The sequence below is a fragment of the Gilvimarinus japonicus genome (assembly GCF_042847215.1).
Lineage (GTDB): Bacteria > Pseudomonadota > Gammaproteobacteria > Pseudomonadales > Cellvibrionaceae > Gilvimarinus > Gilvimarinus japonicus.
The window spans coordinates 231653-257414 of record NZ_AP031500.1 but is presented as its reverse complement, the minus strand read 5'-3'; the positions used below and the strand labels follow the sequence as shown (position 1 = coordinate 257414).

General features: G+C 52.4%; 27 protein-coding genes. 16 read left to right on the top strand and 11 right to left on the bottom strand.

Annotated features, from left to right (window positions below):
- Entirely contained in the window at window positions 1-639 is a 639-nt protein-coding gene (locus tag ACGHAD_RS01080) for a cold shock and DUF1294 domain-containing protein (RefSeq protein ID WP_339617455.1), read from the top strand.
- A gap of 55 nt (window positions 640-694) precedes the next feature.
- Here ACGHAD_RS01080 and ACGHAD_RS01075 read toward each other — a convergent pair whose 3' ends face one another.
- Both ACGHAD_RS01075 and ACGHAD_RS01070 read right to left on the bottom strand, forming a co-directional pair.
- Window positions 695-1417 (bottom strand): ChrR family anti-sigma-E factor, encoded by a 723-nt coding sequence (locus ACGHAD_RS01075; RefSeq protein ID WP_339617454.1) that lies wholly within the window; start codon window positions 1415-1417, stop codon window positions 695-697.
- Window position 1418: 1 nt separating this feature from the next.
- On the bottom strand, window positions 1419-2000 hold the full coding sequence (locus ACGHAD_RS01070) for a sigma-70 family RNA polymerase sigma factor (RefSeq protein WP_339617453.1): 582 nt from the start codon (window positions 1998-2000) through the stop codon (window positions 1419-1421).
- Between the two features lie 189 nt (window positions 2001-2189).
- On the opposite strand from ACGHAD_RS01070, the gene ACGHAD_RS01065 reads away from it, so the two are divergent.
- The 8 genes from ACGHAD_RS01065 to ACGHAD_RS01030 are packed head-to-tail and all read left to right on the top strand — an operon-like array spanning window position 2190 to window position 9058.
- Window positions 2190-2648: a nuclear transport factor 2 family protein gene (locus tag ACGHAD_RS01065; RefSeq protein ID WP_339617452.1), complete on the top strand. Its 459-nt coding sequence runs from the start codon at window positions 2190-2192 to the stop codon at window positions 2646-2648.
- 13 nt (window positions 2649-2661) lie between these two features.
- Entirely contained in the window at window positions 2662-3468 is an 807-nt protein-coding gene (locus ACGHAD_RS01060; RefSeq protein ID WP_339617451.1) for an SDR family NAD(P)-dependent oxidoreductase, read from the top strand.
- Window positions 3465-4763, top strand: a complete 1299-nt coding sequence (locus tag ACGHAD_RS01055; RefSeq protein WP_339617450.1) for an FAD-dependent oxidoreductase — start codon at window positions 3465-3467, stop codon at window positions 4761-4763. The genes ACGHAD_RS01060 and ACGHAD_RS01055 overlap by 4 nt, the downstream gene beginning before the upstream one ends.
- Window positions 4756-5598 (top strand): DUF1365 domain-containing protein, encoded by an 843-nt coding sequence (locus tag ACGHAD_RS01050; protein WP_382414114.1) that lies wholly within the window; start codon window positions 4756-4758, stop codon window positions 5596-5598. The genes ACGHAD_RS01055 and ACGHAD_RS01050 overlap by 8 nt, the downstream gene beginning before the upstream one ends.
- Window positions 5599-5604: 6 nt before the next feature.
- The gene (locus ACGHAD_RS01045) at window positions 5605-6876 is read left to right on the top strand and encodes a cyclopropane-fatty-acyl-phospholipid synthase family protein (protein WP_339617448.1); all 1272 of its coding nucleotides are present in this window, start codon (window positions 5605-5607) and stop codon (window positions 6874-6876) included.
- A gap of 3 nt (window positions 6877-6879) precedes the next feature.
- Entirely contained in the window at window positions 6880-7440 is a 561-nt protein-coding gene (locus tag ACGHAD_RS01040; RefSeq protein WP_339617447.1) for a DUF2878 domain-containing protein, read from the top strand.
- A complete protein-coding gene (locus ACGHAD_RS01035) occupies window positions 7437-8213 on the top strand; it encodes a hypothetical protein (protein WP_339617446.1) in 777 nt (258 codons plus the stop codon). Before ACGHAD_RS01040 ends, ACGHAD_RS01035 begins: the two co-directional genes overlap by 4 nt.
- Before the next feature lie 59 nt (window positions 8214-8272).
- Window positions 8273-9058 (top strand): ZIP family metal transporter, encoded by a 786-nt coding sequence (locus tag ACGHAD_RS01030; RefSeq protein WP_382414111.1) that lies wholly within the window; start codon window positions 8273-8275, stop codon window positions 9056-9058.
- Between the two features lie 23 nt (window positions 9059-9081).
- On the opposite strand, the gene ACGHAD_RS01025 is transcribed toward ACGHAD_RS01030, so the two are convergent.
- Window positions 9082-9573, bottom strand: coding sequence for a GNAT family N-acetyltransferase (locus ACGHAD_RS01025; RefSeq protein WP_382414109.1), 492 nt, complete (start codon window positions 9571-9573; stop codon window positions 9082-9084).
- A 276-nt stretch (window positions 9574-9849) separates the two neighbouring features.
- Between ACGHAD_RS01025 and ACGHAD_RS01020 the strand changes: the two genes are divergently transcribed.
- Genes ACGHAD_RS01020 through ACGHAD_RS01010 form a run of 3 tightly spaced genes read left to right on the top strand, consistent with a single transcriptional unit; the run spans window position 9850 to window position 11885 of the window.
- A complete protein-coding gene (locus ACGHAD_RS01020) occupies window positions 9850-10131 on the top strand; it encodes a high-potential iron-sulfur protein (protein ID WP_339617443.1) in 282 nt (93 codons plus the stop codon).
- Window positions 10132-10187: 56 nt separating this feature from the next.
- Window positions 10188-10955, top strand: coding sequence for a methyltransferase domain-containing protein (locus tag ACGHAD_RS01015; RefSeq protein ID WP_382414107.1), 768 nt, complete (start codon window positions 10188-10190; stop codon window positions 10953-10955).
- Between the two features lie 3 nt (window positions 10956-10958).
- A complete protein-coding gene (locus ACGHAD_RS01010; RefSeq protein WP_339617441.1) occupies window positions 10959-11885 on the top strand; it encodes a DUF808 domain-containing protein in 927 nt (308 codons plus the stop codon).
- Here the strand turns inward: ACGHAD_RS01010 and ACGHAD_RS01005 are convergent.
- Genes ACGHAD_RS01005 through ACGHAD_RS00995 form a run of 3 tightly spaced genes read right to left on the bottom strand, consistent with a single transcriptional unit; the run spans window position 11882 to window position 13289 of the window.
- Window positions 11882-12487, bottom strand: coding sequence for an exosortase H-associated membrane protein (locus ACGHAD_RS01005; RefSeq protein WP_382414105.1), 606 nt, complete (start codon window positions 12485-12487; stop codon window positions 11882-11884). The genes ACGHAD_RS01010 and ACGHAD_RS01005 overlap by 4 nt on opposite strands.
- Entirely contained in the window at window positions 12474-12983 is a 510-nt protein-coding gene (gene xrtH / locus ACGHAD_RS01000; RefSeq protein WP_339617439.1) for an exosortase H, read from the bottom strand. Before xrtH ends, ACGHAD_RS01005 begins: the two co-directional genes overlap by 14 nt.
- A 6-nt stretch (window positions 12984-12989) precedes the next feature.
- Window positions 12990-13289: an acylphosphatase gene (locus ACGHAD_RS00995; RefSeq protein ID WP_339617438.1), complete on the bottom strand. Its 300-nt coding sequence runs from the start codon at window positions 13287-13289 to the stop codon at window positions 12990-12992.
- Window positions 13290-13305: 16 nt separating this feature from the next.
- On the opposite strand from ACGHAD_RS00995, the gene ACGHAD_RS00990 reads away from it, so the two are divergent.
- On the top strand, window positions 13306-14877 hold the full coding sequence (locus ACGHAD_RS00990; protein ID WP_339617437.1) for a glycoside hydrolase: 1572 nt from the start codon (window positions 13306-13308) through the stop codon (window positions 14875-14877).
- Here the strand turns inward: ACGHAD_RS00990 and ACGHAD_RS00985 are convergent.
- Window positions 14874-15758, bottom strand: coding sequence for an AraC family transcriptional regulator (locus ACGHAD_RS00985; protein WP_339617436.1), 885 nt, complete (start codon window positions 15756-15758; stop codon window positions 14874-14876). The two genes, ACGHAD_RS00990 and ACGHAD_RS00985, sit on opposite strands and share 4 nt — an antisense overlap.
- Window positions 15759-15933: 175 nt before the next feature.
- Here ACGHAD_RS00985 and ACGHAD_RS00980 point away from each other — a divergent pair, with 175 nt between their 5' ends.
- Window positions 15934-16986 (top strand): NAD(P)-dependent alcohol dehydrogenase, encoded by a 1053-nt coding sequence (locus ACGHAD_RS00980; protein ID WP_382414102.1) that lies wholly within the window; start codon window positions 15934-15936, stop codon window positions 16984-16986.
- Between the two features lie 23 nt (window positions 16987-17009).
- On the opposite strand, the gene ACGHAD_RS00975 is transcribed toward ACGHAD_RS00980, so the two are convergent.
- Window positions 17010-17741 carry a helix-turn-helix transcriptional regulator gene (locus ACGHAD_RS00975; RefSeq protein ID WP_339617434.1) on the bottom strand — a complete coding sequence of 244 codons (732 nt, stop codon included), beginning with the start codon at window positions 17739-17741 and terminating at the stop codon, window positions 17010-17012.
- A gap of 137 nt (window positions 17742-17878) precedes the next feature.
- Between ACGHAD_RS00975 and ACGHAD_RS00970 the strand changes: the two genes are divergently transcribed.
- Both ACGHAD_RS00970 and ACGHAD_RS00965 read left to right on the top strand, forming a co-directional pair.
- A complete protein-coding gene (locus ACGHAD_RS00970; protein WP_382414100.1) occupies window positions 17879-18214 on the top strand; it encodes a hypothetical protein in 336 nt (111 codons plus the stop codon).
- 1 nt (window position 18215) lies between these two features.
- Window positions 18216-19022 (top strand): DUF2145 domain-containing protein, encoded by an 807-nt coding sequence (locus ACGHAD_RS00965; RefSeq protein ID WP_339617432.1) that lies wholly within the window; start codon window positions 18216-18218, stop codon window positions 19020-19022.
- Between the two features lie 180 nt (window positions 19023-19202).
- On the opposite strand, the gene ACGHAD_RS00960 is transcribed toward ACGHAD_RS00965, so the two are convergent.
- The 3 genes from ACGHAD_RS00960 to ACGHAD_RS00950 form a co-directional block, all read right to left on the bottom strand.
- Window positions 19203-23522: a glycosyl hydrolase gene (locus tag ACGHAD_RS00960; RefSeq protein WP_382414099.1), complete on the bottom strand. Its 4320-nt coding sequence runs from the start codon at window positions 23520-23522 to the stop codon at window positions 19203-19205.
- Window positions 23523-23787: 265 nt separating this feature from the next.
- Window positions 23788-24609, bottom strand: a complete 822-nt coding sequence (locus tag ACGHAD_RS00955; RefSeq protein ID WP_339617430.1) for a LytTR family DNA-binding domain-containing protein — start codon at window positions 24607-24609, stop codon at window positions 23788-23790.
- A gap of 13 nt (window positions 24610-24622) precedes the next feature.
- The gene (locus tag ACGHAD_RS00950) at window positions 24623-25738 is read right to left on the bottom strand and encodes a histidine kinase (protein ID WP_339617429.1); all 1116 of its coding nucleotides are present in this window, start codon (window positions 25736-25738) and stop codon (window positions 24623-24625) included.
- Window positions 25739-25762 lie beyond the last annotated feature (24 nt).

Below are 25762 nucleotides of genomic sequence, written 5' to 3'. Positions count from 1 at the left end.
ATGAAAAACATCCAACCCAGTTCAAAAGGCGTTATCACGAAATGGAATGACGACAAAGGCTTTGGCTTTATTGCACCAGAGTCGGGCGGGCGTGAAGTGTTCTTTCATATTTCATCGTTTAAAAATCGCGGAGCGAGGCCAAGCTTAGGATTAAAAGTAACCTTTGAGCCCCAGAGCGACACACAAGGGCGCAGCCGGGCAGGCAAGGTACAGCCGTTGCGCCCTAAACGAGATAAAAACAACGCCGGCCACGCTGTTAACGCATTCTTTACCAGCGCACTGTTCTTGATTATCGTGGCGGCATTGGTGGGGCTGGGTTTTATGCCTAAGCTGATTTTGTGGCTTTACCTCGGCACCAGTTTACTGACTTATATAATGTACGCTTGGGATAAATCGGCGGCGCGTCACGACCGCCGTCGCACACCAGAGGCGACGCTGCATTGGTTTGCGCTACTTGGCGGCTGGCCCGGCGCTTTATTTGCCCAGCAACACTTGCGACACAAGTCCAAAAAACAGCCATTTCGCGTGTTTTTTTGGTTGACTGTCGCACTGAATATTTGCGCGCTTTGCTATTTGCTAACGCCGCACGGCGGCTGGTTACTACGGGATATTAATCAACTGTTCGGCGGATTTGCTTAAATAAGATCGGAACAAAAAACGCCGGCAGTTGCCGGCGTTTTTAATTATCTGAGAGCTAATTGGGTGCATAACCACGCCGCAACAAAGGGTTCAGCCAGCGGCCAAAAAAGCCCGTTAGCTGAATGGGCGCCTGAGTCACGGTTAGACAAATACATTCACGATCTAGACTCGCCACTGGCGTGTGAGTATGACTTTGATCGCAGGCCATAAAATCACCCGTGTGGTAAACACCCGTCTCATCCGAGAAGCTGCCCTGTAAAATCATGGTGAGCTCATCCCCCAAGTGCGTGTGCGTGGGTGATGCGCCACCAGGCTTAATCCGCAACAGCTCAACCTTCAGGCCTTTATCGTCCCGACACAACTCGGCAGAACGGATACTGGGAGAGATACGTGACCACTTCAGTTTTTGATAACCGCCCGGAATAAGCTTACGTAAGCTGCGCGGGATTACCGTGCCGGAGGGCTTAATTCGATCTCTAGCGACGGCGCTAGAACTGCCGTCGGATAAATCTAAATCATAGGCCTCTATGTCCTGCGTAGCTTTTTTAGGTTGCGCGTCGATACGTGCCATCAGCTCATCAAGCGACAGCTTTGGGCTGGGTGCGGGCTCCAAGCTTTGCATCAGCTCGCCGCCCAACTGGCTAAGCCGGCTGTAATTTTGACGGCACTGACTGCAGAACTCTAAGTGCGCCGACACACACAGTGCTTGCCCTAAAGGCAAGGTTCCGGCGGCGTAGCCTGACAGCCAATCGCCACTAGGATGTTGGGTAATCGCCATTCTATTGCCCTCCTATCAGCAGGTGCATTTTCTTTAGCGCTAGGCGGATCCGCGATTTGATCGTGCCCAACGGCAGGCGTAACTCTTCACTCGCCTGCTGGTGACTGCGGCCCTGCAGATAAACTTTATGCAATACGTCGGCTTGTTCTTTGGGCAGTTTTGCCAGTCCGGCGTTAATTGTCTCTTGTGTCATTAAGGTTTGTGCGGCCTGAAACGGGTCCGGGCCTTCGTCTTCCATATTTTCAAATAAATCGTCAGCGTCAATGTTGGTGTTGTAACGGCCGTTTCGACGCAATGCATCGATGCGGGCATTACGGGCCAAGGTAAACACCCAAGTATTGGTGTTGGCCATGCTCGGGTTATAACTGGCGGCCTTATTCCAAATCTTGATCATTACCTCTTGCGCAAGATCGTCAGCCACCAAGGTAGCGCCCGGCTCTTGCGCCAAACTATACGCTCTAAGCAGTGGCACATAGTGCTCAAATAGCTTGGCAAACGCCGCCCGGTCTTGGCTCTGCCCCACGGCCTTAAGCCACAGCTTGAGCTGCTTTTGCTGGTCTGCCTTTTGTTGTGCCTGCACCATATTGATGGCTATGCCCTTTTTTGTGGCAGTGCCTACAGCCTTGCTTAGACGGCACGCCTTTGTTCTGGTTGATCATATTTTTGCGTATCTGGTTATTTTACGCACCAACTGATTCGTTGGATCACCTGATCCAACTGTTAAAAGATGGCGTATTCTTAGTAACACGTCACTGATTTATCCGAGCCGACTATGCCCAACAGCGAATCCACCATAGCACCTAGCACTCAATCCAACCGGTTGCTGAACGATTTTAAACAGCTCTACCAGAACCTTGATGAAAGCAGTATCTCGCGGCTCGATCAGGTCTACGCGGCCGGTGTGAAGTTCAAAGATCCCGTGCACGATATAGAGGGAGTGGTAGCCCTGCAAGATTACTTATCGGCCCAATCAGAGGGCTTAACCGAGTGCCGGTTTGAATACTTAGATGAGCTGATCGGCGATCACAGCGCCTATATTAAGTGGATTATGCGGTTTCGCCACGCCAAATTGGGCAACCGATTGATCAGCGTGCGCGGGGTATCCCATGTACATTTTAGCGACAAAATCGACTTTCACGAAGACTTATACGATATGGGCGCGCTGCTCTATGAACAAATACCGCTGGTGGGCACCATTACCCGCTGGCTAAAAGCGCGCTTAAGCCGCTAATCAAGGAGGATACATGACTGCCCTAACAGAGCTACCCGATGCCCACAAGGCTGACGCCAGCGCCGAGATTAGCTGGATTACCGGCGCCAGTAGCGGCCTGGGCCGGGCGCTAGCGCTACAGCTAGCGCAGCAAGGTCACTGGGTTATCGCCAGCGCTCGCAACGCGCAAGCCTTAACGCAGCTCGCCGCCGATAACCCGGGGCCGGGCCGTATACTCACCGTGGCGCTAGACGTTACCGAGCGTGACAGCCTGCGTGCCGCCAGCGATCTTATTAGCGCCAAGCTGGGCCGCATCGACCGGCTTATCGCCAATGCCGGCGGTTGTGAGTACCTGGATTTTCCCAACCCGGATTGGCGAGCAATTGAGCGCGTTTTTGCCGTAAACTTTAACGGTGCTGTTGCCAGCATTGAGGCCGCGTTACCACTGTTGCGGCTCAACCACCGGCGCGGCCACATTGTCGGCGTTGTCTCGCAAGTGGTGAAGGCGCCGTTTACCCGGGCCGAAGCCTATGGCGCCTCCAAGGCTGCCCTCGGCTATTTTCTCGACAGTTTGCGCCTCGACTTAGCCCCCGAGATCGACGTTACCGCTATTTATCCAGGCTTTGTCGACACCCCGCTAACCGCCAAAAATGATTTCTCTATGCCGTTTTTAATGGATGCTGACGACGCAGCGGAGCGCATGGCCCGAGCCATCAACAAGCGCGCCATCAACATGAGTTTTCCGCGCCGGTTAAGTTCTATGCTGTGGTTAGCGCGCCGACTACCCGGCTTGTGGCGGCGCGCCATGAGCAATAAAAACACCTCTGAGAACACCCCATGAAAATCGCAATTATTGGCGCCGGCATCTCCGGCCTAAGTGCCGCTTATTACCTAAAAGACGAGCACGAGCTGCATATTCTTGAGCGCGACAGCCGTGTCGGCGGCCACACGGCTACGGTGAAGGTCGAGGTGAACGGCAAACCGTACGCCATTGACACCGGATTTATCGTCTATAACGATTGGACTTACCCCAACTTTATCGCCTTGATGGATGCGCTAGGCGTCGCCACGCAACCCACCGAAATGAGCTTTAGCGTCAGCTGCGACACCACTGGCGTAGAATACGGCGGCAACAACCTCAATACGTTATTTGCCCAGCGGCGCAATTTACTGCGGCCCTCTTTTCTGGCAATGGTGCGCGATATTTTGCGCTTTAATAAAGAAGCGATTGCCGAGCTTGAGAGCGAGCGCCTCGACCCCGACATTACCCTCGGGCACTACCTGCAAGAACGTGGCTACAGCCAGAGCTTTATCAACCATTACCTTATTCCTATGGGTTGCGCCATTTGGTCTGCCTCGACGCAAACCATGCTGGAGTTTCCGTTATTATTTTTTGTGCGATTTTTTAAAAATCACGGCTTACTCAGTGTTAACAACCGCCCCCAATGGCGAGTTATCAGCGGCGGCTCGAGTAACTACTTACCGGCATTAACCCAAGCCATCAAAAACAGCGGCGCCACCATTACCACCGGTGTCGAGATCGCTCAGGTAACCCGCCGGCAGGATAAAGTTATTATTGAGCACACCAACGGCCAACGCGACGAATACGACCAGGTTATTTTTGCCTGTCATAGCGATCAGGCGCACGCGCTACTTGGCGACAGCTCGCCAGACGAAAACTCTATACTGGGCGCCATCGACTACCAATCCAACGAAGTTGTACTGCATACCGACACGCGTTTATTGCCAAAGCGAACGCTAGCCTGGTCAAGCTGGAACTATCGCTTGCGCCAGCACGAGCAGCAGCGGGCTGTGCTGACCTACAATATGAATATCCTGCAAAGCATCACCAGCGACACAACCTTCTGCGTTACACTTAATGACACCCAGGCCATTGATCCAGACAGAATTTTACAGCGCTTTAATTACGCCCACCCAGTATTTACCCGGCAGGTCATTGAGGCGCAACAGCGCTGGCGCGTTATTAACGGCGTCAACCGCACTTGGTTTTGCGGCGCCTATTGGGGCAATGGTTTTCACGAGGACGGCGTGGTCAGCGCCAAACACGTAAGCGATGCCATTAGCGCAAGATCCAACGACCCCGCCGTAAACATTGAGACAGACCGCCGTGAGTGAGCCGGATTTAAACGCAAACACTGGCATCCAGCACAGCGGAATCTATCAAGGCTGGGTCAGACACCGTCGTTTTCGTCCGCGCAAAAACGCTTTTTTGTATAGCGTCTTTATGATGTACCTCGATATAGAAGAGATTGATAGCGTACTGGCACAATCGCCTTTTTGGTCAAAAAGCCGTTGGACACCTGCGTGCTTTAAGCGCGAGGATTTTTTGGGCGACCCGACGGTGAGTTTAGATACCGCCATTCGCAGCGAAGTTCTTAAAAAAACTGGACAAGAACACACCGGCCCTATTCGCGTACTCGCCAACCTGCGCTACTTTGGCTATGTGATAAACCCAATCACCACTTATTACTGCTTTAATAAGCAACAACAGTTGCAGTTTATTGTCGCCGAGGTGACCAACACCCCTTGGGGCGAGCGTGTGAGCTATGTCCTACACTGTGATCCGAAGCCCGAGTCATCGCGTAAATCAAACAAGGGCTCACGCTTTAACGAATTTACCTTTAACAAAGATATGCATGTCTCACCGTTCAACCCTATGAGCATGCAATATCACTGGCGCAGTAATGTACCAGGCAAACGCCTACTTATTGACCTGCGCTGCACGCAAGAGCAACAAAATGTACTGGATGCGACCTTAGCGTTACAGCATCAGCCAATTAGCCGTAGCGCCCTCAACCGCATTATTTGGTGCTATCCGTGGATGACACTGAAAGTCGTCGGCGCTATTTACTGGCAAGCCCTTAAGCTCTGGATTAAACGCGTACCCTTTTACAGTCATTCGGCCAAACTAGGCAATAGCCACCGAGCCGCAAGCGAGAAAACAAGGTAACCAACCATGACGATGGAGTCACTTAAGCGTTCGCGCATCGCCCGACAAAACAAACCCAGCGTATTGGATCGTATTGCCAAGCAACAAGTTCTGAAACAGTTAAAATGTATTGCGTTGGGGCGTTTGATTATAGAGGACGACGGCGAGATCATTTGTTTTGGTGAGGCCAGCGCCGATACTGAGATTCACGCGCACATCATCGTGCATCGGGCCAGCGCCTACCGTGGGTTTATGTTGGCCGGGTCAATCGGCGGCGCCGAAGGCTATATGGCAGGCAGCTGGAGTTCACCCAATTTAACCGCACTTACCCGGCTTATGTGCGCCAACTTAAACTTACTCAACAACGTCGACAGCTCGCGTTTTGGGCTGGGCCGTTTACTCGAAAAGTTTTACCACTGGTCGCGCCGCAACACCGAAGACAACGCACGCGCCAACATTGCCGCCCATTACGACTTAAGCAACCAGTTTTTCTCGCTGTTTCTCGATCGCAGTATGATGTACTCTGCCGCTCGCTTCGCAACCGCCGACACATCGCTAGAAGATGCCGCGCTGGCAAAGATAGATAATATTTGCCAAAAACTAAACCTTACCCCCGGCGATCACCTGTTAGAGATAGGCACCGGGTGGGGGGCCATGGCGATTCATGCCGCGCGCCATTACGGCTGCAAAGTTACCACCACCACCATATCAAAAGAACAGTATCGCCACGCCTGCGACGAGGTAGAACGCGCTGGACTCTGCAGCCGGGTAACGGTATTGTGCGAGGACTACCGCAAGCTCAGTGGCAGCTACGACAAGCTCGTGTCTATCGAAATGATTGAGGCGGTAGGCCACGAATACTATCGCGAGTATTTTGCTACCTGCTCCAAGTTGCTTAGGCCCCACGGGCTGATGCTGCTACAGGCAATCACGATTCCCGACCAACGCTATGACTACGCCCGACGCTCGGTGGATTTTATCCAAAAGTATATTTTTCCCGGCGGCTGCCTACCCAGCGATCGTGAAATAACCGCCCAACTTAGCCGCCATACCGATATGCAAATGGTTGCAATGGAAGAGATAGGCGAAGATTATGCTCTCACACTGGCGCACTGGAACCGGCGCTTTCACGACAAGCTCGATGAGGTAAAAGCCCTCGGATTTAGCGATACCTTTATCCGTATGTGGGAATATTACCTAAGCTACTGCGAAGGCGGTTTTAGCGAGCGAGTCATTGGCACAGGCCAGTTTTTACTGGGCAAACCTCAATGGCGCAAGTCTTTTCCCAGAGCAACCTAACATATGACTAACCGCCAAGCGCACATTGTTCGACTCATTACCAATCTAGCGCTATTTCAAGTGGGCTGGTTTGTCTGCTTGTTGGGCGGGTCTGTGTGGGCACTGCCGTTTACCGCACTTGCACTGGTGATTCACGCAAAATTCATTCAACACTCACCACGGGAGTGGCGGCTGCTGGCAGGCTTTGCATTAGCCGGTATTATTTGGGACGGCCTATTAATGAGTGTCGGCCTGATAAGCTTTGCACTGCCACAAGATACCGTACTGATCGCGGGGCAATTCGCTATTATCCCAACATGGCTTATTTGCCTTTGGGTGCTATTTGCCACTACGGTTAATCATTCACTCTACTGGCTTGCCCCTTACCCTTGGCTTGCAGGCTTACTAACCGCCTTTTTTGCACCGGCGAGTTATTACGCGGGTGTACAGTTAAGCGAGGCACAGTTATCGCAACCTTACTGGCAACCGCTGCTCGCCGTAGCCTGCGGCTGGGGCGTCGTATTTCCACTGGCGTTACGTTACTGCCAGCGCCGCTGTCGGCCCCGCGAGGAGACACCGCTATGAATAGCTTATATAAAATTCTCTCGCGTCGCAGTAGTGCCCTATTGACCCTGCTACTGGCGACGACGCTCTATGGCACGGCGACAAATGCCGAGCAAGAAAACGCCCTTACTAAGCCAACAAACGTCCTCGGAGAAGCTTTTCGTCAAGGTAGTGACCAGTTGCTTTATCGCGAGCTGCATGAGTACGCGATAGACAGCAACGGCGAGCTCGAACATCAGGTAACCTATACTCAACCAGACGGCTCGGCCTGGGCGGAAAAACAAATACGCTACCATGATCGTGCCACGGCACCTGACTTTGAGCTAACTGACAGTCTGAACCGCGAATCGCTCAAAGTCACTGTCACCGAGAGCATGATTAAGGTTGCTCACACACAAACCGATAAAACACAAGAGCACCAGTTAGATAGCAAATCACCTTTGGTGGTCGACGCCGGATTCGATCCGTTTGTCCGTCAGCACTGGCAAAGCCTTAGCCATGGCAACTCAGAAACGTTCTTCTTTCTGCTACCGCGCCGAGAGAAACTGGTTGAGCTTAGATTAACACCGCAAAGCTGCAGCGATTTTGAGCCCGATCATTACCTATGTCTTGCGCTAGAAATTAACAACTGGCTACTGCGCATGCTGGTTGACCCCATCGAGCTGACTTATCAACGGGACGAGCGCCGTTTAATCCGCTACCTAGGCGTGTCTAACCTCAGCTTTCCGGGCGAGGAAGACAGCCCTCAAGTGGACATACGTTATCGACCGGTCACCGACACTGCCACTCATTAACGTTGCGTTTAACTTCGGCGTACAACACAATTACTTTGTTTCTTTAGCGGAGCGCAACCATGGTTTCTTCTTGGGACATCATCATCCTAGGCTTTCTGGGCAGCTTGGGGGCCGGCATGATGACCGCAGTAGGCGCTGCCGGCATTATCTTTATTCGTCAGTTGTCAGCGCGCAGCGAGGATATGCTGCTCAGTGCAGCAGCCGGGATTATGCTAGCCGCTGCTATTTTTTCACTGTTATTGCCAGGTATTAATCAAGCGCAAGTCCAAGGCCACAGCCAAAGCAGCGCTGTCCTTATCGTGCTAACGGGGATGCTGCTAGGCGCCGCGCTACTGGCGCTCATTCACCGCTACACGCCGCATCAACACTTTCAAAAGCCGGAACCCGGCATCGACGCTAAACACCTACAGCGAATTTGGCTATTTGTACTGGCAATTACCCTGCATAACTTTCCCGAAGGCATGGCGGTGGGGGTTGGTTTTGCCAATGGAGACATCGACAACGGTCTACCTTTGGCAATTGGTATTGGCCTGCAAAATATCCCCGAAGGACTAGCGGTTGCGGTATCGTTAATGGCCGTTGGCTACACGCGGCTTTACGCGTTTGGCGTAGCGACCTTAACCGGTTTACTTGAGCCAATCGGCGGGCTATTTGGGGCAACACTCGTCTCAGTGGCAACACCGTTATTGCCTTGGATACTGGGCGGCGCAGCGGGTGCCATGCTATTTATTATCAGCGATGAGATTATTCCCGAAACCCACCGCCGCAACCACGAAGGCGTTGCCACTTTCTCGCTGCTGGGCGGGTTTTCGGTCATGATGTATCTCGATACCGTGCTGGGTTAAACCCAGCCAAAGAAAGCCTCAACTCAGGGACTAAACGATACCGGGTCAACCGCCCGGTAACGCATAAAATCGTAAATACCGCGATCCTCGACGGTGACAAACCCTAAGCGGCGATACCATTGCCGCGCCGAATTTTGTTTATCAACATGCAGAGACACACTCACTCCCACTTGACGTGCCTCAGCCAAAATGGGCTGTAACAACCGAGTACCAATTCCTCGCTCGCGGTGCTCTGGCAACAGCGCAATGTCGACAATACGAATATCATCGGCCGACCTATCGACGTACAAACGCCCGACCGACACGCCGTCGCATACCACTCTATCGCACTGTGCCCGAGGGTAATGCTGCCGATAGTGTTGACTCTGTGCATTAAATTGCATTGTCAAAAAGGCCTCAGCCTGCTCTGTGGCTAAACCCGCCAAAGCGACCTCGTGCCAGCGTGTGCTCGCGTACAACTGTTGTAAAAAAGGCCTATCCTCTGCCGTCACCGGGAACAACTCTAACGTTATCACTCGTTGTTATGCCTCTAAGTTAAGAATCACACTCAAAATCATAATGTGCTCTCACAGACATAACAAATACAACAGATTACAGCCCGACGTGAGCAAACAAAGCACCACTACGAGCAGTAAATGAGAATCGAAATTCAAGTGGGATTATTTCGCGTAAATTTGGCGTATAAAGTTAAGTTTATCCGGTTGCACAAGCGTGCTTAGAGCGTTTCAATTGGGAGATAACACTCAACTTAAAGAGTGAATACTCAACCGTGACAAGCAAAGGGTTCCAACATGAAGCGCAGAGACTTTATACGTAACACTACCGCACTCGCCGGGGCGAGCCTCATTCCAGCCATCGCCCTCGCCGACGACGAACTACCCAAGCTCTCTACCGATGACGCGCAGGCCAGCGCGCTAAAATACACCGAGTCCAGTGAAACCGAAGGCCAGCACTGTAGCAACTGTGTGCACGCTAATGGCGACTTAACAGCCGACTGGGTAGGCTGCAATATCTTTCCGGGCAAACAGGTTAAAGGCTCCGGCTGGTGCGCGGTGTGGGCCGCCCGCGGGTAATAAAAAAGTGCTTTAACATGCTATGATGGCTTTTCGTTCGCACACGGAGAGTCATCATGAACACGGCCCAGTTTGCTGTACTTACACTTCTACTTGCCAGCTGCTGGTTTCAGACATCTACCGCAGAGACAGCGCCACCCGAGCTCAAAACAACCGAGCAGCGCAGCGCTGCAGACCGCCAGCGTGACCTAACCAGTAAACCGCAAGATATTATCTCCCTACTCGAGCTGAGCCCCGGTGAAACCGTTGTCGATTTATTCGGCGGCGCAGGTTATTACGCCGAGCTGCTGGCGAGCCATGTTGGCCCCAATGGCCACGCTGTTCTGCACAACAACGCCGCCTTCGCCGCATTTGCCAAAGACAACTTAACCGTGCGCCTTGACCGCTGGGACAAATCCGCACCGTTTGAAGTTATCATCAGCGAAACCGACAAGCTCGGTTTCGCACCCAACAGCGTCGATGGCTTTTTAATGGTGATGGCCTATCACGACTTGTACCATGAAGTTCCCGAGTACCATTGGGGGCCGCACAATCGTGAGGATATTCTGGCGCAGCTATACCGCGCCCTAAAAATGAATGGCCGGTTAGTCATTGTCGACCACAACGGCGCCAAAGGGACGGGTATAAGCCAGACAAAATCACTGCACCGTATAGAGGCGTCCACTGCAATCAAAGACATTACAGCCGCGGGCTTTGTCCTACTTAGCCAGTCAGATGTACTGGCCAACCCTAGCGACGATTTGACGCTAAACGTATTTGATCCCAACATCCGCAGCCACACCGACCGTTTTGTGTTGGTCTTTGGTAAACCACAAGAGAATTAACCTATGGCGGGAACCAGCCTATTAGCACTGATTGACGACATCGCGACATTACTGGATGACGTGTCAGTGATGACCAAAGTCGCAGCCAAAAAAACCGCCGGGGTCTTGGGCGACGACTTAGCCCTTAACGCCGAGCAAGTCACCGGCGTTAAAGCCGAGCGCGAGCTGCCTGTGGTGTGGGCCGTGTTTAAAGGCTCGATGCTAAATAAACTGATTCTGGTGCCGGCAGCGCTGTTAATCAGTGCATTTATACCGTGGCTAATTGTACCGCTGCTAATGCTGGGCGGCGCTTTTTTATGTTTTGAGGGCTTCGAGAAAGTTGCTCACAAATGGTTGCACCCCAAAGACCAGCAAGATGCCGCGCGCAAAGCGCGATTGGCCGCCTTGGCACAAAGTAAAACCGATATGGTTGCCTTTGAAAAGGGCAAAGTAAAAGGGGCGATTCGAACCGATTTTATTTTATCGGCCGAGATCATCACCATTACCTTGGGTGCTGTTGCGGAAGCGGATTTAACTCAGCAAATTATCGTACTGAGCATAATTGCATTGACCATGACTATTGGCGTGTACGGCCTAGTGGCAGGCATTGTTAAGATTGATGACGCGGGATTGTGGCTAAAACAAAACCGTGAGGCTAAATGGCAGCAGGCGTTAGGTGGCTTACTTTTAGCAGCGGCCCCTAAACTGATGAAGTTTTTATCGGTCGCCGGTACCATTGCCATGTTTTTAGTGGGCGGCGGCATATTAGCCCATGGTTTTGCCGTACTGCATCATTTTATCGAGCACAGTGCCGAGTGGGCGGCCAGCTTGCCCACTGGCGGCACTGTACTTGGCGCACTCCTCCCGACATTAATGAATGGCGCTATTGGGATTGCGGCGGGCGCGTTGCTGGTGGGCGGTGTTACATTGCTTAAAAAGCTAAAACGCTAACTTTTTGATTGCTCGCCACTGCTATCAATAAGCGCTTGCACCAATGCACGGTTGGCTAAAAACCACACGCTAACAGCACCAATAACCGGCAGCATTAAATACCCAAACTGGTAGCAGAAGGCCGCCACTTCTTGCTGCCATTGCGCAACTACCACTTGCTCCGCCACGGCACTACCCATACGAAACAATATATTGACAAAAAACTCTGCTACCAACCCCCAGGCATGCATCGGAAACAGCGCGATTACCGCGATAATAACGCGCACATTGGAAAACAAAGTGTCGTTCACCGCATAACATAAAGCGAGCAACACTGGAATATTCCAGGAATACAACAAGGGGTTAATGGTTACCACGGCATTACCAGTACGCAGACCATCGCCCGCGGCAACTGTAAAGCGAGTAATATACTCCAGCTCGCGGTTAACCCACTCAACCTGCATAACCGCACCGGGGTAAACAAGGTTAATCACCCACTCACTTAAGTGAGCTGGAATAATCGTGAACAAACCGGCTAGGTAATACCAAAGCACAAAGAATAAAGGTAACCACAAAAGCACGCGCAAAAAATATCGCGAGGGAGAAAACTCAGGTGGAGGCATGTTCGGCCCCTGTTGCCTGTCGCGTCGGAATAAAGCGAATCCACACCATCCAAACCAACAAGGTATCGAGCATAATCAACGCCTGCCAAATATACAGATGCGCCCAATCAAATGCGGGCTTGTACCAAATCCCCAAATAAAACAATGAGACAATACGCACTAAGTTGAGCAGCTGAATAGACACCAAGCCAAAACTCACGCCCATCAGCTTATAGCGCCACGGGGCCGGAAACGCGACAATGGCAGCTACCAGCAATATCATCGCTTCAACGCCATTACAGCCCGCAGCTATTTGTACCGCAAAGCCCGTGGCACTATCCACAATTAAGATGCCATTAACCAATAGCTCACGGCCAAACAACTCAATAAAAAATGCGGAGCTGTGGGTTAGCGCCATGGTTAAAGGCTCAACAAAGTAGCGCTGTCCGAAGGGCAGTAGCTCTATGACAAACAGGCCCACCATGACGATAAAAAACAACCCAAAAAAACGCAGCATAATGCGCTAAACCTCCGCTGTTTTATTCGCCGTTTCAGCCACCACAAAACCGCTGGGCGCTTTTATCGTAGCAACTGCTGCCTCAACGTGGGTTACCTCAGCGGCTGCAGGCCCTTGCCACAACCAAGCCTCTAGTTCGCTAAGCAGAGCCGCAGGGCCGCAGGCCATTAGCTCAACCCGACCGTCAACCAAGTTGCGCACCCAGCCAGTTAACCCTAGCTCTTTGGCCTTTGTGGCTGTGCTCGCGCGATAAGATACACCCTGTACCCGACCCGACACTAAGTAGTGTTTCCCATTATTGTGCATACACACTATCTCTTGCATGAAACTTGTTGGTCACATTCTGTCGCTACCATCGGCCCGACATTCTTTGTTTGCCATTATGGGCGCCTATATTACTATGCCTAACTCTTTGCTCCTAATGCTGCCACGTTGGTACGCTCGCCTAAAACGCCAGTACACCGCTCGCGCCGGCACCACCAGTGGTAGTGTGGCCATCACCGTAGACACTCACGCACCCGTAGCCCGCGTCAGCGACTGCTATTTGTCTTTTTCGATCGATATCTCGGTTTTAGCGGGTGGTTTTTGGTGGGAAGGCAGTGAGGGCTCACGCCGAGGGTTGGGCACCTTGCGAGTCCCACCTCTGACATTAAAAGGCAACAAGCTGGATGCCTTAGTACAGGCATTGGGCCCATCCTATTTACGCATCGGCGGTTCAGAGGCGGACAAAATCCACTACTTTTCGGCCCCCGCCGATGAGCCGGACGCCTTAGTGCTTACACGCAAACAGTGGGATCGCTTACATCGCTTTATCGAGCGCAACGAGCTGAAGCTGATCTTTACCGTTAAGTACGGTTTGTTTACGCGCCACGCTCACGGGCTGTGGTGCGGCGACGAAGTGCGCGAGCTACTGGAGTACAGCCGCGATCAGGATTACCAGATTGATGTATTTGAGTTAGGCAATGAGCTTAACGCCTACTGGGCGTTTCATGGCGTACGCGCTCAGCCGCGCGCGCGGGATTTAGCCACCGATTATGCAACCTTTATCGATCATATTCGCGAGTACTACCCCGATGCCCAGGTATCTGGCCCCGGGAGTGCGTTTTGGCCGCGTATTGGCGAGGCGTTTAAACCGTTTTCCAATATTACCCGGCGTTTTTTACAAGAGCTGACGGCGCCCTTGGATATTGTCAATTGGCATTACTACCCGTTTCAAAGCAGCCGCTCGCCAGTGCGCACACGCGGCGCTAACGTGCGTACACTGCTAAACCCTAAATCGTTTACCGATTTTGCTAAATACAGCCAAACCCTAACGTTTTGGCGCGATCAATACCAACCCCAGGCGCAGCTGTGGACCGGCGAAACCGGCTCGGCACAATGCGGTGGGCAGCCAAAATTATCCGATCGCTTTATCTCGTCGTTTTGGTGGGCCGACCAATTAGCGCAAGGCGCGCTGCTGGGCCATCAGGTGATGGTGCGACAAAGTTTGTTGGGGGGCGACTACGGCTTGCTCGACCGGTTAACCCTTAAACCGCGCCCCGACTACTGGGTGAGCTGGCTGTGGGTAAGATTAATGGGCAATGGGGTATATCGCTGTTATCACACGGACAAACACCTGCGCATTTATGCGCAACAACACCCGGATAAAAAACACATTACCTTGATGATTATCAACCTAAAGCCGCGCGGCGTGCGAATTGATGTCGCCATACCCGGAACGGCCGCAGAGCGCTATACGGTAACGGCTAAACGCCTGACCAGCCGCAAGGTAGCCATCAATGGTGTCAAACCCAAACTGCAAAAAGGCAAACTGACGCTAGCGCACTTTCCTCAACCGCAACACAGCAATCGGGTGCCGGGCTATAGCATCAGTTTTTGGCTGTATAACCATTAACTCGCTACCCGTTGCAATGCGTCGCGTTTGTCCTGCAAGGGGCTGACTAGAAAATAGCGCTTATAATCACGGCTAAACTGATTAACACTCCGGTAACCCACCAGCTCGGCGGTTTGTGTAACATTTAAATCGTCACGGCTTAGCAGCATTTGTGCCTTTAAAAGGCGCAAGCGTTTAATGTACTGCAGCGGCGAACTTTGGGTGACCTCTTTAAAGTGCTGATGAAAGGACGAGACGCTCATATGCGCTTGTTCGGCCAACTGCTCGACACTTAAGTCAGCGGCGATATCTGTGTGCATAAGCTCCAGTGCCTGCACCACCCGCGAGTAATTGCCGCTGCCATCCACTAACGCCCTTAACGCCGGCCCCTGCGCGCCGCTTAGGGCTTCAAATATCACCTCGCGCTCCCGGCTCGGCCCCATCAACTGTGCCGTTTGCGAGTCAGCCAACGCCCGCAGCAAGCGCATCACCGCTTCTTCCATTGCATCAGTCATGGTCACCGAAGCCATAGGCTCAGGTGAAGCCTGCACAGTGACGGCCGGCGCGTCTGTCGCATGCACCAACTCTGCCAGGGTGGCGGGGTCGATACGCACCGACACCCCCATTAACGGCGCCTGCTCGCTGGCAAAGGTCTCGCACTCAAACGGTAAAGGTAGCGTTTGTACTAAATAGTGCCCCGGGTTGTAGTGAATTTCACGATCACCCAAATAGCCAATTTTGCGACCCTGTGCCACAAAAATTAAACTTGGTTGATACACCATAGGCGTTCGTTTTATGTGCTTGTGACTGCCAAACACTGTCACGCTAGGCAACGCCGTCTCGGAGTATCCGTCATGCTGCAACAAAGGCTCGATTAGCCTCATCATCGCCGGTAAATTCATACTGCCGCCTAATCACCTGCCATTAATTCAACTTAGTATGCCAAGCTGGCCGCATAATAACGAGGACAATACAAACAAATTTAGAGGAATGTGCAAAAACCAGCGACAAACGAGTGATCCAAACCGCTCCTGCTGACGCACAATAACGGTCTACTTTGACTTAAGGAGAAATTCCATGAGTACCACTTACTCTTATGCCGCACAATCCGCTAGCAGCCCCTTAGCCCCCTACGAGTTTAACCGCCGCGAGCTGCGCGCCGACGACGTTGCCATCGACATCGACTACTGCGGGGTGTGTCACACCGATATTCACTTTGCCGAAAACGATTGGGGCATGAGCGTCTATCCGGTCGTGCCCGGTCACGAGATCGTCGGTCGCGTTAGCGCTGTGGGCGATAAGGTCACCAGCCACAAGGTCGGCGATTTAGTGGGCGTCGGCTGTATGGTGGACTCTTGCCGCAGCTGCCCGGCGTGCGAATCCGGTCTGGAGCAATTTTGTAAAGACGGGTTTGTCGGCACTTACAACGGCGAAGATCGCCATGATGGCTCTATTACCATGGGCGGTTACTCCGACAACATCGTGGTAAGCGATCGCTTTGTGGTGAAAGTTCCGGCCAAGCTTGACCCGGCCAGTGCCGCGCCCATCTTATGCGCCGGCATTACCACTTACTCACCGCTAAAGCACTTTGGCGTTAAAAAGGGCGATAAAGTCGGCGTGATTGGTATGGGTGGACTGGGCCATATGGGCGTTAAATTCGCCAAAGCCATGGGCGCCGAGGTCACTATCTTTACCCGCTCAAAATCAAAAATCGCCGAGGCAAAAAAGCAAGGTGCCGATCATGTGATTATCTCGACCGATGAAGCGCAAATGACTGCTGCCACAGAGCAGTTTGATTACCTTCTGGACACCATCCCGGTACAACACGATTTAAACCCCTACATTAATTGCCTCACCTTTGACGGCGTGCATATTTTGGTAGGTTTATTAGAGCCGGTAGAACCCGCGCTGCAAGCCGGCGGATTAGTCATGCGTCGCCGCGTATTGGCTGGCTCTTTGATCGGTGGGATGCCCGAAACCCAAGAGGTTTTGGATTTTTGCGCCGAACACGGCATTACCTGCGATATCGAGATGTTAAATATTAAAGACATCAACACCGCCTACCAGCGGATGAAACAAGGCGATGTGAAGTACCGCTTTGTGATTGATATGAAAAGTTTAAAAGCTTAATCGGCGCGATAAACAGCTGCGGCCTAGCGCCGCAGCTTTTGAAACTGCGATAACTCCCAAGGTCGCATGGCCATTAAAATACCAATGTGGGTACGCTGGCTGAGCGGCAGCTTTGTATCTACCCGGTTCAACTCTTCGGCCTCCGCGGTAAGCTGCTCTAAACGCCGCTGCAAATGATGAATAGACGCCTGTGAATAGGAGCCGCGCAAGTAAAACCGAAAACTCTCTTCCTCGGTAAAGCTGCCCTGCAAAAATTTACTGATCACATCCTCGGTAATAAATCGCTCTAACGGCCCGCCGGGAATCCAGCGTAGGTTGCGCGAAATTAATACTTTGTATTTGTTACCCGGTAATAACTGCAACAACTTTAAACGATCGAGCTGGGCCAATAACTGCACGCACTCATGCTCAGAGATGCGGTAGTGCTCGATGATCTCTTCATAGCTCCAACCATCACGCACGCACACCGCCACCAAACACAAGGTGGGGTTATCCACCAACTGCTGCTCTTGCTCCTGACTTAGCTGGGTAATCTCACTGTTGACGGGCTCGGCCAGAGCAAAAAAATCATGCAGGCTTAAATGCAGCACGCGGCAAATTTCCTCTAACCGCGCCAGGCTCAAACTGTGCTGCGAGAACATACGCTTGACGTTGGCCTCGCTCATATCGAGCGAGGCGGCAAGGTCCCGATAGGTAATACCGCGCTCACGCAACAGGGTCTTTAACGCATCGCAAATCTTAGGTATCTGACTCAAAGTATACTATCCATAGACTTAAAGAGTATTAAATCGCTACACTATCACTTTCGGTTTACTTTAAATAGCCCTCGATTAGTATGGCTCCTGCTGGTCAACAGCAACCACTAATGGACATTAAGTAAACGGAGAACAACATGAATAAATCAACAAAACAAATCGGACTTTTCACGTTATTAGCCTTGTCTGCTCTGCCCGCCTCTGCGGCATCGCAAAACGCCAGCAAAGCGGCCGAGCACTCCGCACTGGCCGCTGGGCACTCTGCCACCGCTGGTGCTCAAGTCGTTAGTGCGGCGGTCGCCACACCGCTCGTAGTGGTGGGCGAAGTTGGTAAAGCGGCCGGCAAAACCGGTGAGAAAATGATGGAGTTTGCGCTTGATGACGAGCCGTTAGAGATTTCAGATGATACCATCATTGCCGACCCGGCCCCGCGCCAACATATGCAAACCGTTAACGATCAGGGAGCGATCTAACATGAAAAAACTTACCGCACTGCTGTTAATACTAAGCACCGCGGTACTGCCTACCCGCCTGTGGGCGGGTAGTGCCAGCGCCGAGGATAACCAGTTTCCCGCCGAACAAATCACCGCCTTTGCCAAGTCGGTAGAACACTACGCCGCCCAGCGTGGCGCGCGCGCCTTTATTATTGGCCGGGTAGGTCGGCCCGAGGACTCACTGCCGGAGGGTATTCGCTTCACTCACACGGCCGTTGCCATTTATTCGAGCATCGCGCTCGAGGACGGCACCACACGCAAAGGCTATGCGGTTCACAACTTGTACCAAAAAGCCGATGCGGTAGATGAAAGTGAATTGATAACGGATTACCCCACCGACTTTTTCTGGTCGGCCAAGGCCCTAAAAGCGGGAGTAATTATCCCCAGAGCCGATTTACAGCAACGGCTGATTAGCTTGTATGCCGAAGGTAAAGCGCAAGCGGTGCATGTACCAAGCTACTCGGCCATCGCTAACCCGTTTAACTCCCAATATCAAAACTGTACCGAATATACTCTCGATGTTATTAATTCGGCGATTTATCAAACCCAAGACAAAGCGAAATTAAAAGCCAACGCCAAAGCGCACTTTAAGCCAATGCTGGTGCAAGAGAGCCCTATTAAAATTTTACTGGGCAGCGTGGTAATGAAAGACATTGCGCGGGATGACCACACAGGCCCCGTTGCTACCGCCACTTTTAGTTCGATTGCGCGCTACTTAAACGAAAACAGTTTGCTCAAAGAAGCCAGTATTTTAATGGCAGACGGCCAAAACCAAGCGCTGATGTAAAACCAGAGAAAAAGCCCCGTCGCTGTATTGGTCCACACTTCGCTAAGCAGCCGTTAGTGAGTTTCGACGGGGAAGAACCGAGTAGCAGGACTTACTCAGGTTTGAGGCAAGCAGTAAGCGCTAACAAAAGGCCCCGGCAAATACCGGGGCTTTTGCGTTTGCACTTATTGATGTTTTTACTTAGTAGACTTCAAAGCTCCACAGTGAATAGCCGTAACCGGTACCGCGCGCGGTACCGAGCATACGCACATAGCGGCCAGTGGCGTTTACCGCGAGGTCATCGATACCGCCATTGCCGTTGGCCTCGGTGAACACAGTCGTCCAGTCGCTGCCATTGTCAGACACTTGTATCTGATAGCCTTTGCCGTAAGCGGCTTCCCAGCTCAGTACCACATTGGTAATGGTACGGGTTGAGCCGAGATCTACACGAATCCACTGATCGTCACTAAACTCGCTAGCCCAGCGGGTATTGGCATCGCCATCGGTGGCATAGCTGGCCAACCAATAACCACCTTCAACCGTTGAGGCATCCACCTGAGCACCGACAGCCATATCACTGCCGCCTGAACCGTTAGGCACACTACTGCTGCTGGAGGAGCTGGAGCTTGACGACTCGCTGCTAGAGCTTACCGAGCTGCTGCTAGACGACGAGCTGGATGAGCTAGAGCTATCCTCAGAGCTGCTGGACGAACTACTAGACGAGCTAACACTGGACGAGCTGCCACCGCCGTTACTGGCGCTGCCGTATACTTCCATCTCAAACAGTGAGTAACCCCACGCCGTGCCTCGTGCAACACCTTGCAGACGCACATAACGGCCGCTGGCCGCAAGATCAGTCAGCGTATCAACACCGCCATCGCCACCGGATACCGTGCGTACGGTGTTCCAGTTGCTGGCATCGTCGGATACCTGAATCTGGTAATCGCTGCCGTAGGCCGCTTCCCAGCTCAGGTTAACCGAGCTAATGTTATACACCTGCTCCAGATCGACGTAGATCCACTCGCCATCAGTCCAGCCACTGGCCCAACGGGTGCCGGCATCGCCATCAACCGCTTGCGCGCCACTCATGCCATCGGATTCGTTAGACGACGTATAAACCGCTTTGCCGGTAGCCAGATTGGCCGTTGGCTCGGGGCCGGTATCGTCGTCTTCAACGCTAAAGTCCATCCAGTTAACATTCACCACATCGCTAAACGCTAAACGTAATGTGTGTGCACCTTCGCTCAGATCGATCGACTCGGTCACAGTCTCCCACGCTTGCAGGCCACCGGTAGAACCAACGCTGACAACGCCGCTCTCCTGCCCGTCAACCAACAGGGTAATGGTGCCGCCCACTTCACTGGCAACCCGCAAGTTCAGCTCATAGCTGCCCGAGGCGTCAACATTAAGCTTGTAGTCGGCCCAGGCATCCGGCGCGATATCGCTTAGGTTTAAGAAGCCCGAGAAGTCGTCGGTTTGCTCAACCCGCACGCCATCCATATCGGCATACTCTTCGGCCTGAACACGCGAGGGTACCGAGTGCACATTGCTGTCGTTATGCACCGGCATATTGACGTAAATGCTACCCAGCTCGGTCAAAACACCCGATTGGCGATAATCAAACAAGCCATTGTACGGGTGACCGTTGCGACGACCGGTGAACCACGCGTAACGCTCGACGTCGTCATCGTTCTCAAACGAGTCGACCACTTGAATCAAAAATTTCTTCTGATCCTCCAGGGTAGTGGTGTCAATCCAGTGACTAAACTCGGTCATCCAAATCGGTTTGTTGTACTTTTTAAAGCGATCCACGTACCACTCAACACCACCGGCATCTTCCATATAGGCGTGAATCGAGATGGCATCCACACGACAGTCTGGGCAGATATCAAAGAAATCATCCAGGTAGTCGATCGGGTCGTAGTATGTAGTGCCACCTTCGCTGTTGCAGTTGCCGCAGTAATTCATGGCAACACTGACGATGTCTAAGTCGAACTCATCGGCAATCGCCTCTAAACGCGGCCATTCGGCCGCCGCCTGTGACGGCGTCATATTGGCTTGATCGAGGAAGTTGGGCTCGTTAAACGCCAGGATGTACTCAACATCGGGGTGGGCGGCAATATAGTCGCGCATACCCTGATCATCAAAGCCGCCGTTCCAGGCCATCGGCGCAAACTCGACACCGTAGTTCTGATAGATATCGGCGATTTGAATATCGGGCTTGTGACTCCAGTTGTACCACCAGCTGATGCCCTCAGAGATAGCGGCCAGATCTTCTTCTGAATGATGACCAAAACCTAAGCCGCGCTTAGCGCTTTTGGCCGAGCTGTGGCTGCCATCGACAATAACGTAATTGATGGTGGTGTCTTCCAGCTCACCGTCGCTGACGCTGACGATTACCTCGTAGCTACCCTCGGTTTGGTACTCGTGGGTAACGGTAGCACCACTGCCCAAGCTACCATCGCCAAAGTCCCACACGTAGGTAAGCTCATCGCCGTTCACATCGGTAGAGGCACTCGCATCAAAATCCACGGTAAGCGGCGCACCGCCTTGTGAAACCGAGGTTTTTATGGCGGCCTGCGGTGCACGGTTGACCACCTCGCCATTGTTGCCAGACTGCGTGGCCTGCTCGCCGCCGGACAAGTACACGTCGTCAATCGCAAGGCCTTCGATTTCGCCTACACCCAGCAGCTGGAACACCTGGCGAACATCCGACAGATCAACGTCTAGAGCAACCTCGGACATGGGAATAACGATCTCATGCCACTGACCGTCACGGGCAAAGCCGTAAGGATCGGCGCCGGGGGCAAAGTCGACCCACAGCTGGCCGATATCGTCGACACTGCCACTCTTCATGCCCACTTTAAACTCGGCGTTCGAGGTGGTCCTCATGGAGAAGTGCAGCATGCCATTGGGGTTATCAAAGGCGGTTAAGTTAAAGCCTTCGCGCGCAGTCAGGCCCATGCCGTACCAGCCTTTGCCAGTCGAATCCACATGCAATGAGCCGTTACCTTCAAGAATGCCGTCAGGCTGCAGCGCCAGGGTATCGTCCCAGATAAACAAATCGCCGTTTACCCCAAACGCAAAGTCGCCGGCATCGCGGTGCTCGGGCGTCTCGGTATAGATACCAAAGGCGCCAAATTCGGGGGCATCCAGTTCAACACTCTCGGTAAGGTAAATATTGTCCACGGCAATGTTGATCGCCTCGGCCGGGGCCGCACCAGACATGCTAAACAGCTGTTTTACGGTTTCAAAATCAACACCACCAAACTGCGACATCGGGATAGCGACGTGCGTCCACTCGCCAGTGCGCTCTAGACCAAACTGGTCGCCACCCGCGGCTAAGGTTACCGAGGCATCGCCGCCAGAGGTACTAGAGAGGCCAATAGTGATCGGATCAACCGCCTCGGTTTTCATATCAAAGTGCAGATAACCGTGCTTGTAGTTGCGCAAGTTTTGATCTTTGTGCAGCAAGCCCATGCCCCACCAATCGCCGGGGGCGATATCGTAGGCCAGCGCCGAGCTGCCCTCTGACGGTACCGTGGTGGCGGTGGTCATGTTGTTCCAGATGTACAGATTGGTGTTATCGCCCCAGTTTAGCTCGCTAAATACAGGGGTGGTTTCGGTACTGATACCGTAAGCGCCAGTGGCCAGAGTATCTTCAGCCCGGTGGATTTCGGTGTAATTGTTTTCGTATAAGCGCACATAATCCACCGCCATTTTCGCGGGGAAAGATGCGGTGATTTGCTCGGGCTCGGTCAGCTCGACAAAATTCCAACCGCCCACCGCCATATTCAAAATAATGTGCGCTGGGTTATCGCGAAACTCCGACATATTGGGGTCGGTGATATCCATGTTGAAGTACTGGATATCGTCCACATACATGGTCACCTGCTCGGGGGTCCATTCCATTTTATAGGTGTGGAAGTCATCATTGAGGTTAAAAGGCGTCTCAACATCCGCCGCCGCATCGGCTTGCAGCCAATCGCTCCAATCGCCCGACTCGTGCCACCAGTGCAGCGCACCAGAGACTGCGTGATTCACGGTGCCGGCATCGATGGCCGCTTTGTAACCGGCCTCCAGAATGTCCCACTCGCCGGATTTGGGCCAGCCATCGATGCCAAAGTTATTGCCCATCATCCAAAAGGCAGGCCACAGGCCATCGGCTAAGTCGGGCAACTTGATACGGGCCTCAATGGTGCCGTAGCGAAACCCAAAGCGGCCGTTGGTATGAATACGGCCCGAGGTAAACTCTTTGCCCTCATAGGCTTCGCGCTTGGCCTCGATAATCAGATTGCCGTTATCTAGGTAAACATTGTCGTGAGAGGCGGTGTAATACTGCAACTCGCCGTTGCCGTTGCCGTCACCACCGGTGTTAAAGCTCCAGATGGAGCGGTCTAAACGCTCACCGTTAAACTCATCAGACCAAATGGGGGTACTCTGGGCGGTGGCCGCTTGCGCCGCAACGCAAGTGCCCGCAAGCACGATGGCCTGCCAAAGGGGCTTTCTCGAAATCATCATATTATCGTCCTGCAATTCGGTTTATAGGTTTTGTAGTGTCAGGATTTACGTTGCGTGCCTGCGAGGGGGTAGCCGTGGAAAGTATCCGTTGGCGCATTCCGTTGAAGTGGCCCAATTTATTTTTGACTATCGATGGGCTTTGGGCACCTTAAGCGTGCATCAGCCAAATTTCTGACGCAATAGACTCAAGATAAGCCGGACTCGTGGAGCGATAATCTGGATGCCCCACAGAAGGCGTCGTGACCCATGTCACAATTTAGGTGACTTAGCGATCTGAGCGCTTTAACAGCTGCTTGATGGGCTCGTTATAGCTGCGGCTAACCTTAAGCTGCTCGCCGCACTCCAGAAGCACCAGATAATCCCCTTTGCTCAGCGATTGAACACTGGCGATACGATCGACATTCACGATGGTGGAGCGATGAATACGCTGAAACAAGCGCTCATCGAGCAGCGAGGCTAACTCTTTTACGGTGCTGCGCATGATGTGAGTTTCACCTTCGGCGTGGATGCACATGTAATCTCCCGCCGCATCCACCCAATCGATAGTGTGCTGAGGAATCATCCGCGCCGAGCCGGCATCGCGCACCACCAGCTTGGCCTCCGCCAACGATGGCTCATTATTCGCGACCGGCGCACTATCGGCGTTTTGACTCAGTCGCTGTAATAAATCGTCAATCGCGCCGATCAAGGGTTGCTTGGCATCGCCTTTTGAATGGCTAGATTGAAAACGCTCCAGCGCGCGTCCTACCGCGCGAGCCAGTCGCTCTTCATCCAATGGCTTGGGGATGTAATCGACTGCGTGTAAATCGAAGGCATCAAGCGCGTACTGCTGATAAGTGGTAACAAACACCACCATTGGCATAACATCGTTTTGCAGCGCTTTTATCACCTCAAAGCCGTTCTTGCCCGGCATATGTATATCCAAAAACATTAGGTCTGGCTGTAATGTTAACGTCGCTTCTATCGCCTCACGACCATTGCGACACTCGGCGACCACTTCGATCTCGGGAAACTCTGACAAACAGGCGTGTAACACCCCAAGCGCTAAAGGTTCGTCGTCTACAATTATTGTTTTTAATGGTGTCATCGCAATCGCACGTCTAGGTTAAATAGGGAATCTGAATCTCAACATTCAAACCGTGAGGTTCTACGTCGAGCAACTGGAACTGATAATTTTCACCAAACAGCGTCTCCAAACGCTCACTAATATTACGCAAGCCAACGCCGTGGCTGGGCACACTGTCACTACGTGCCTTTCCAAATCCGGGGCCATTGTCCGCCACACTAATAACCAGCCAGCGTTCATCGGCGACACGAGCACTTATATCAATAGACGCGCCTTGCTCGGTGCCGGCCACAGCGTATTTAACCGCATTTTCAATAAGCGGCTGTAGCAACAAGCTAGGCACTTGTGCGCGGCTCGCTTGTTCATCCACGTGAAAGTTAAGCTCTAACCGGTCAGAGAAGCGAATACGCTCAATATCAATGTACAGCGACAAGGTTTTAATCTCGTCATCTAACGTGGTTTTTACATTCGGATCATACTCAAGGGAGTAGCGTAAAAACTTACCTAACCGATCAATCATTGAGAGTGATTTTTTTTCGTCTTTTAGTCGTACCAAGGCGTAAATGGAGTGAAGCGTATTAAACAAAAAGTGCGGATTAATTTGATAGCGCAACATTTTTAATTGCGCCTCCCGTGCCACCGCTTCGGCTTTTAATCTTTTAATTTGCTCGTAACGGGCGCGCTCGATATCCTGCAAGTGCGCCGCGTGCTCAACCTGCAGCAACAAATAATAATTTAAGCCGTGATACAGCGCCGACCAACACAAATAAATATAAAACGCGCCAAAGTACCAACCGCCAAATTCGGCCCAAATACCTTCTTCGCCGGTAAGCCAGATGTAAGTAATCACACGCAAGGCGGTCCAGCCAAACGCGGTAAGGCCGGCAAGAAACAATGCCAACACCATACGGATAATGGCGTTAAGCGGCCAGATAGCGAGATAGGCATAGGCCAGCACCTGAGACAACACCAGGCCCATTGCTGCCTGCAGGTACATATGTTGGATATAAATCCACTCGGCCCGCTCATACCAGAGGACCATACCCATAAAGGGTACGACGGAAAGCCCGAACCAAAAAATTAGCTGGCCAATCCAGTATTGACCAGAGTCATCGTATAAAACTGGTTTTAACAAACGCGCGTTATTCATGACAGACACTTTTATTATGACAAG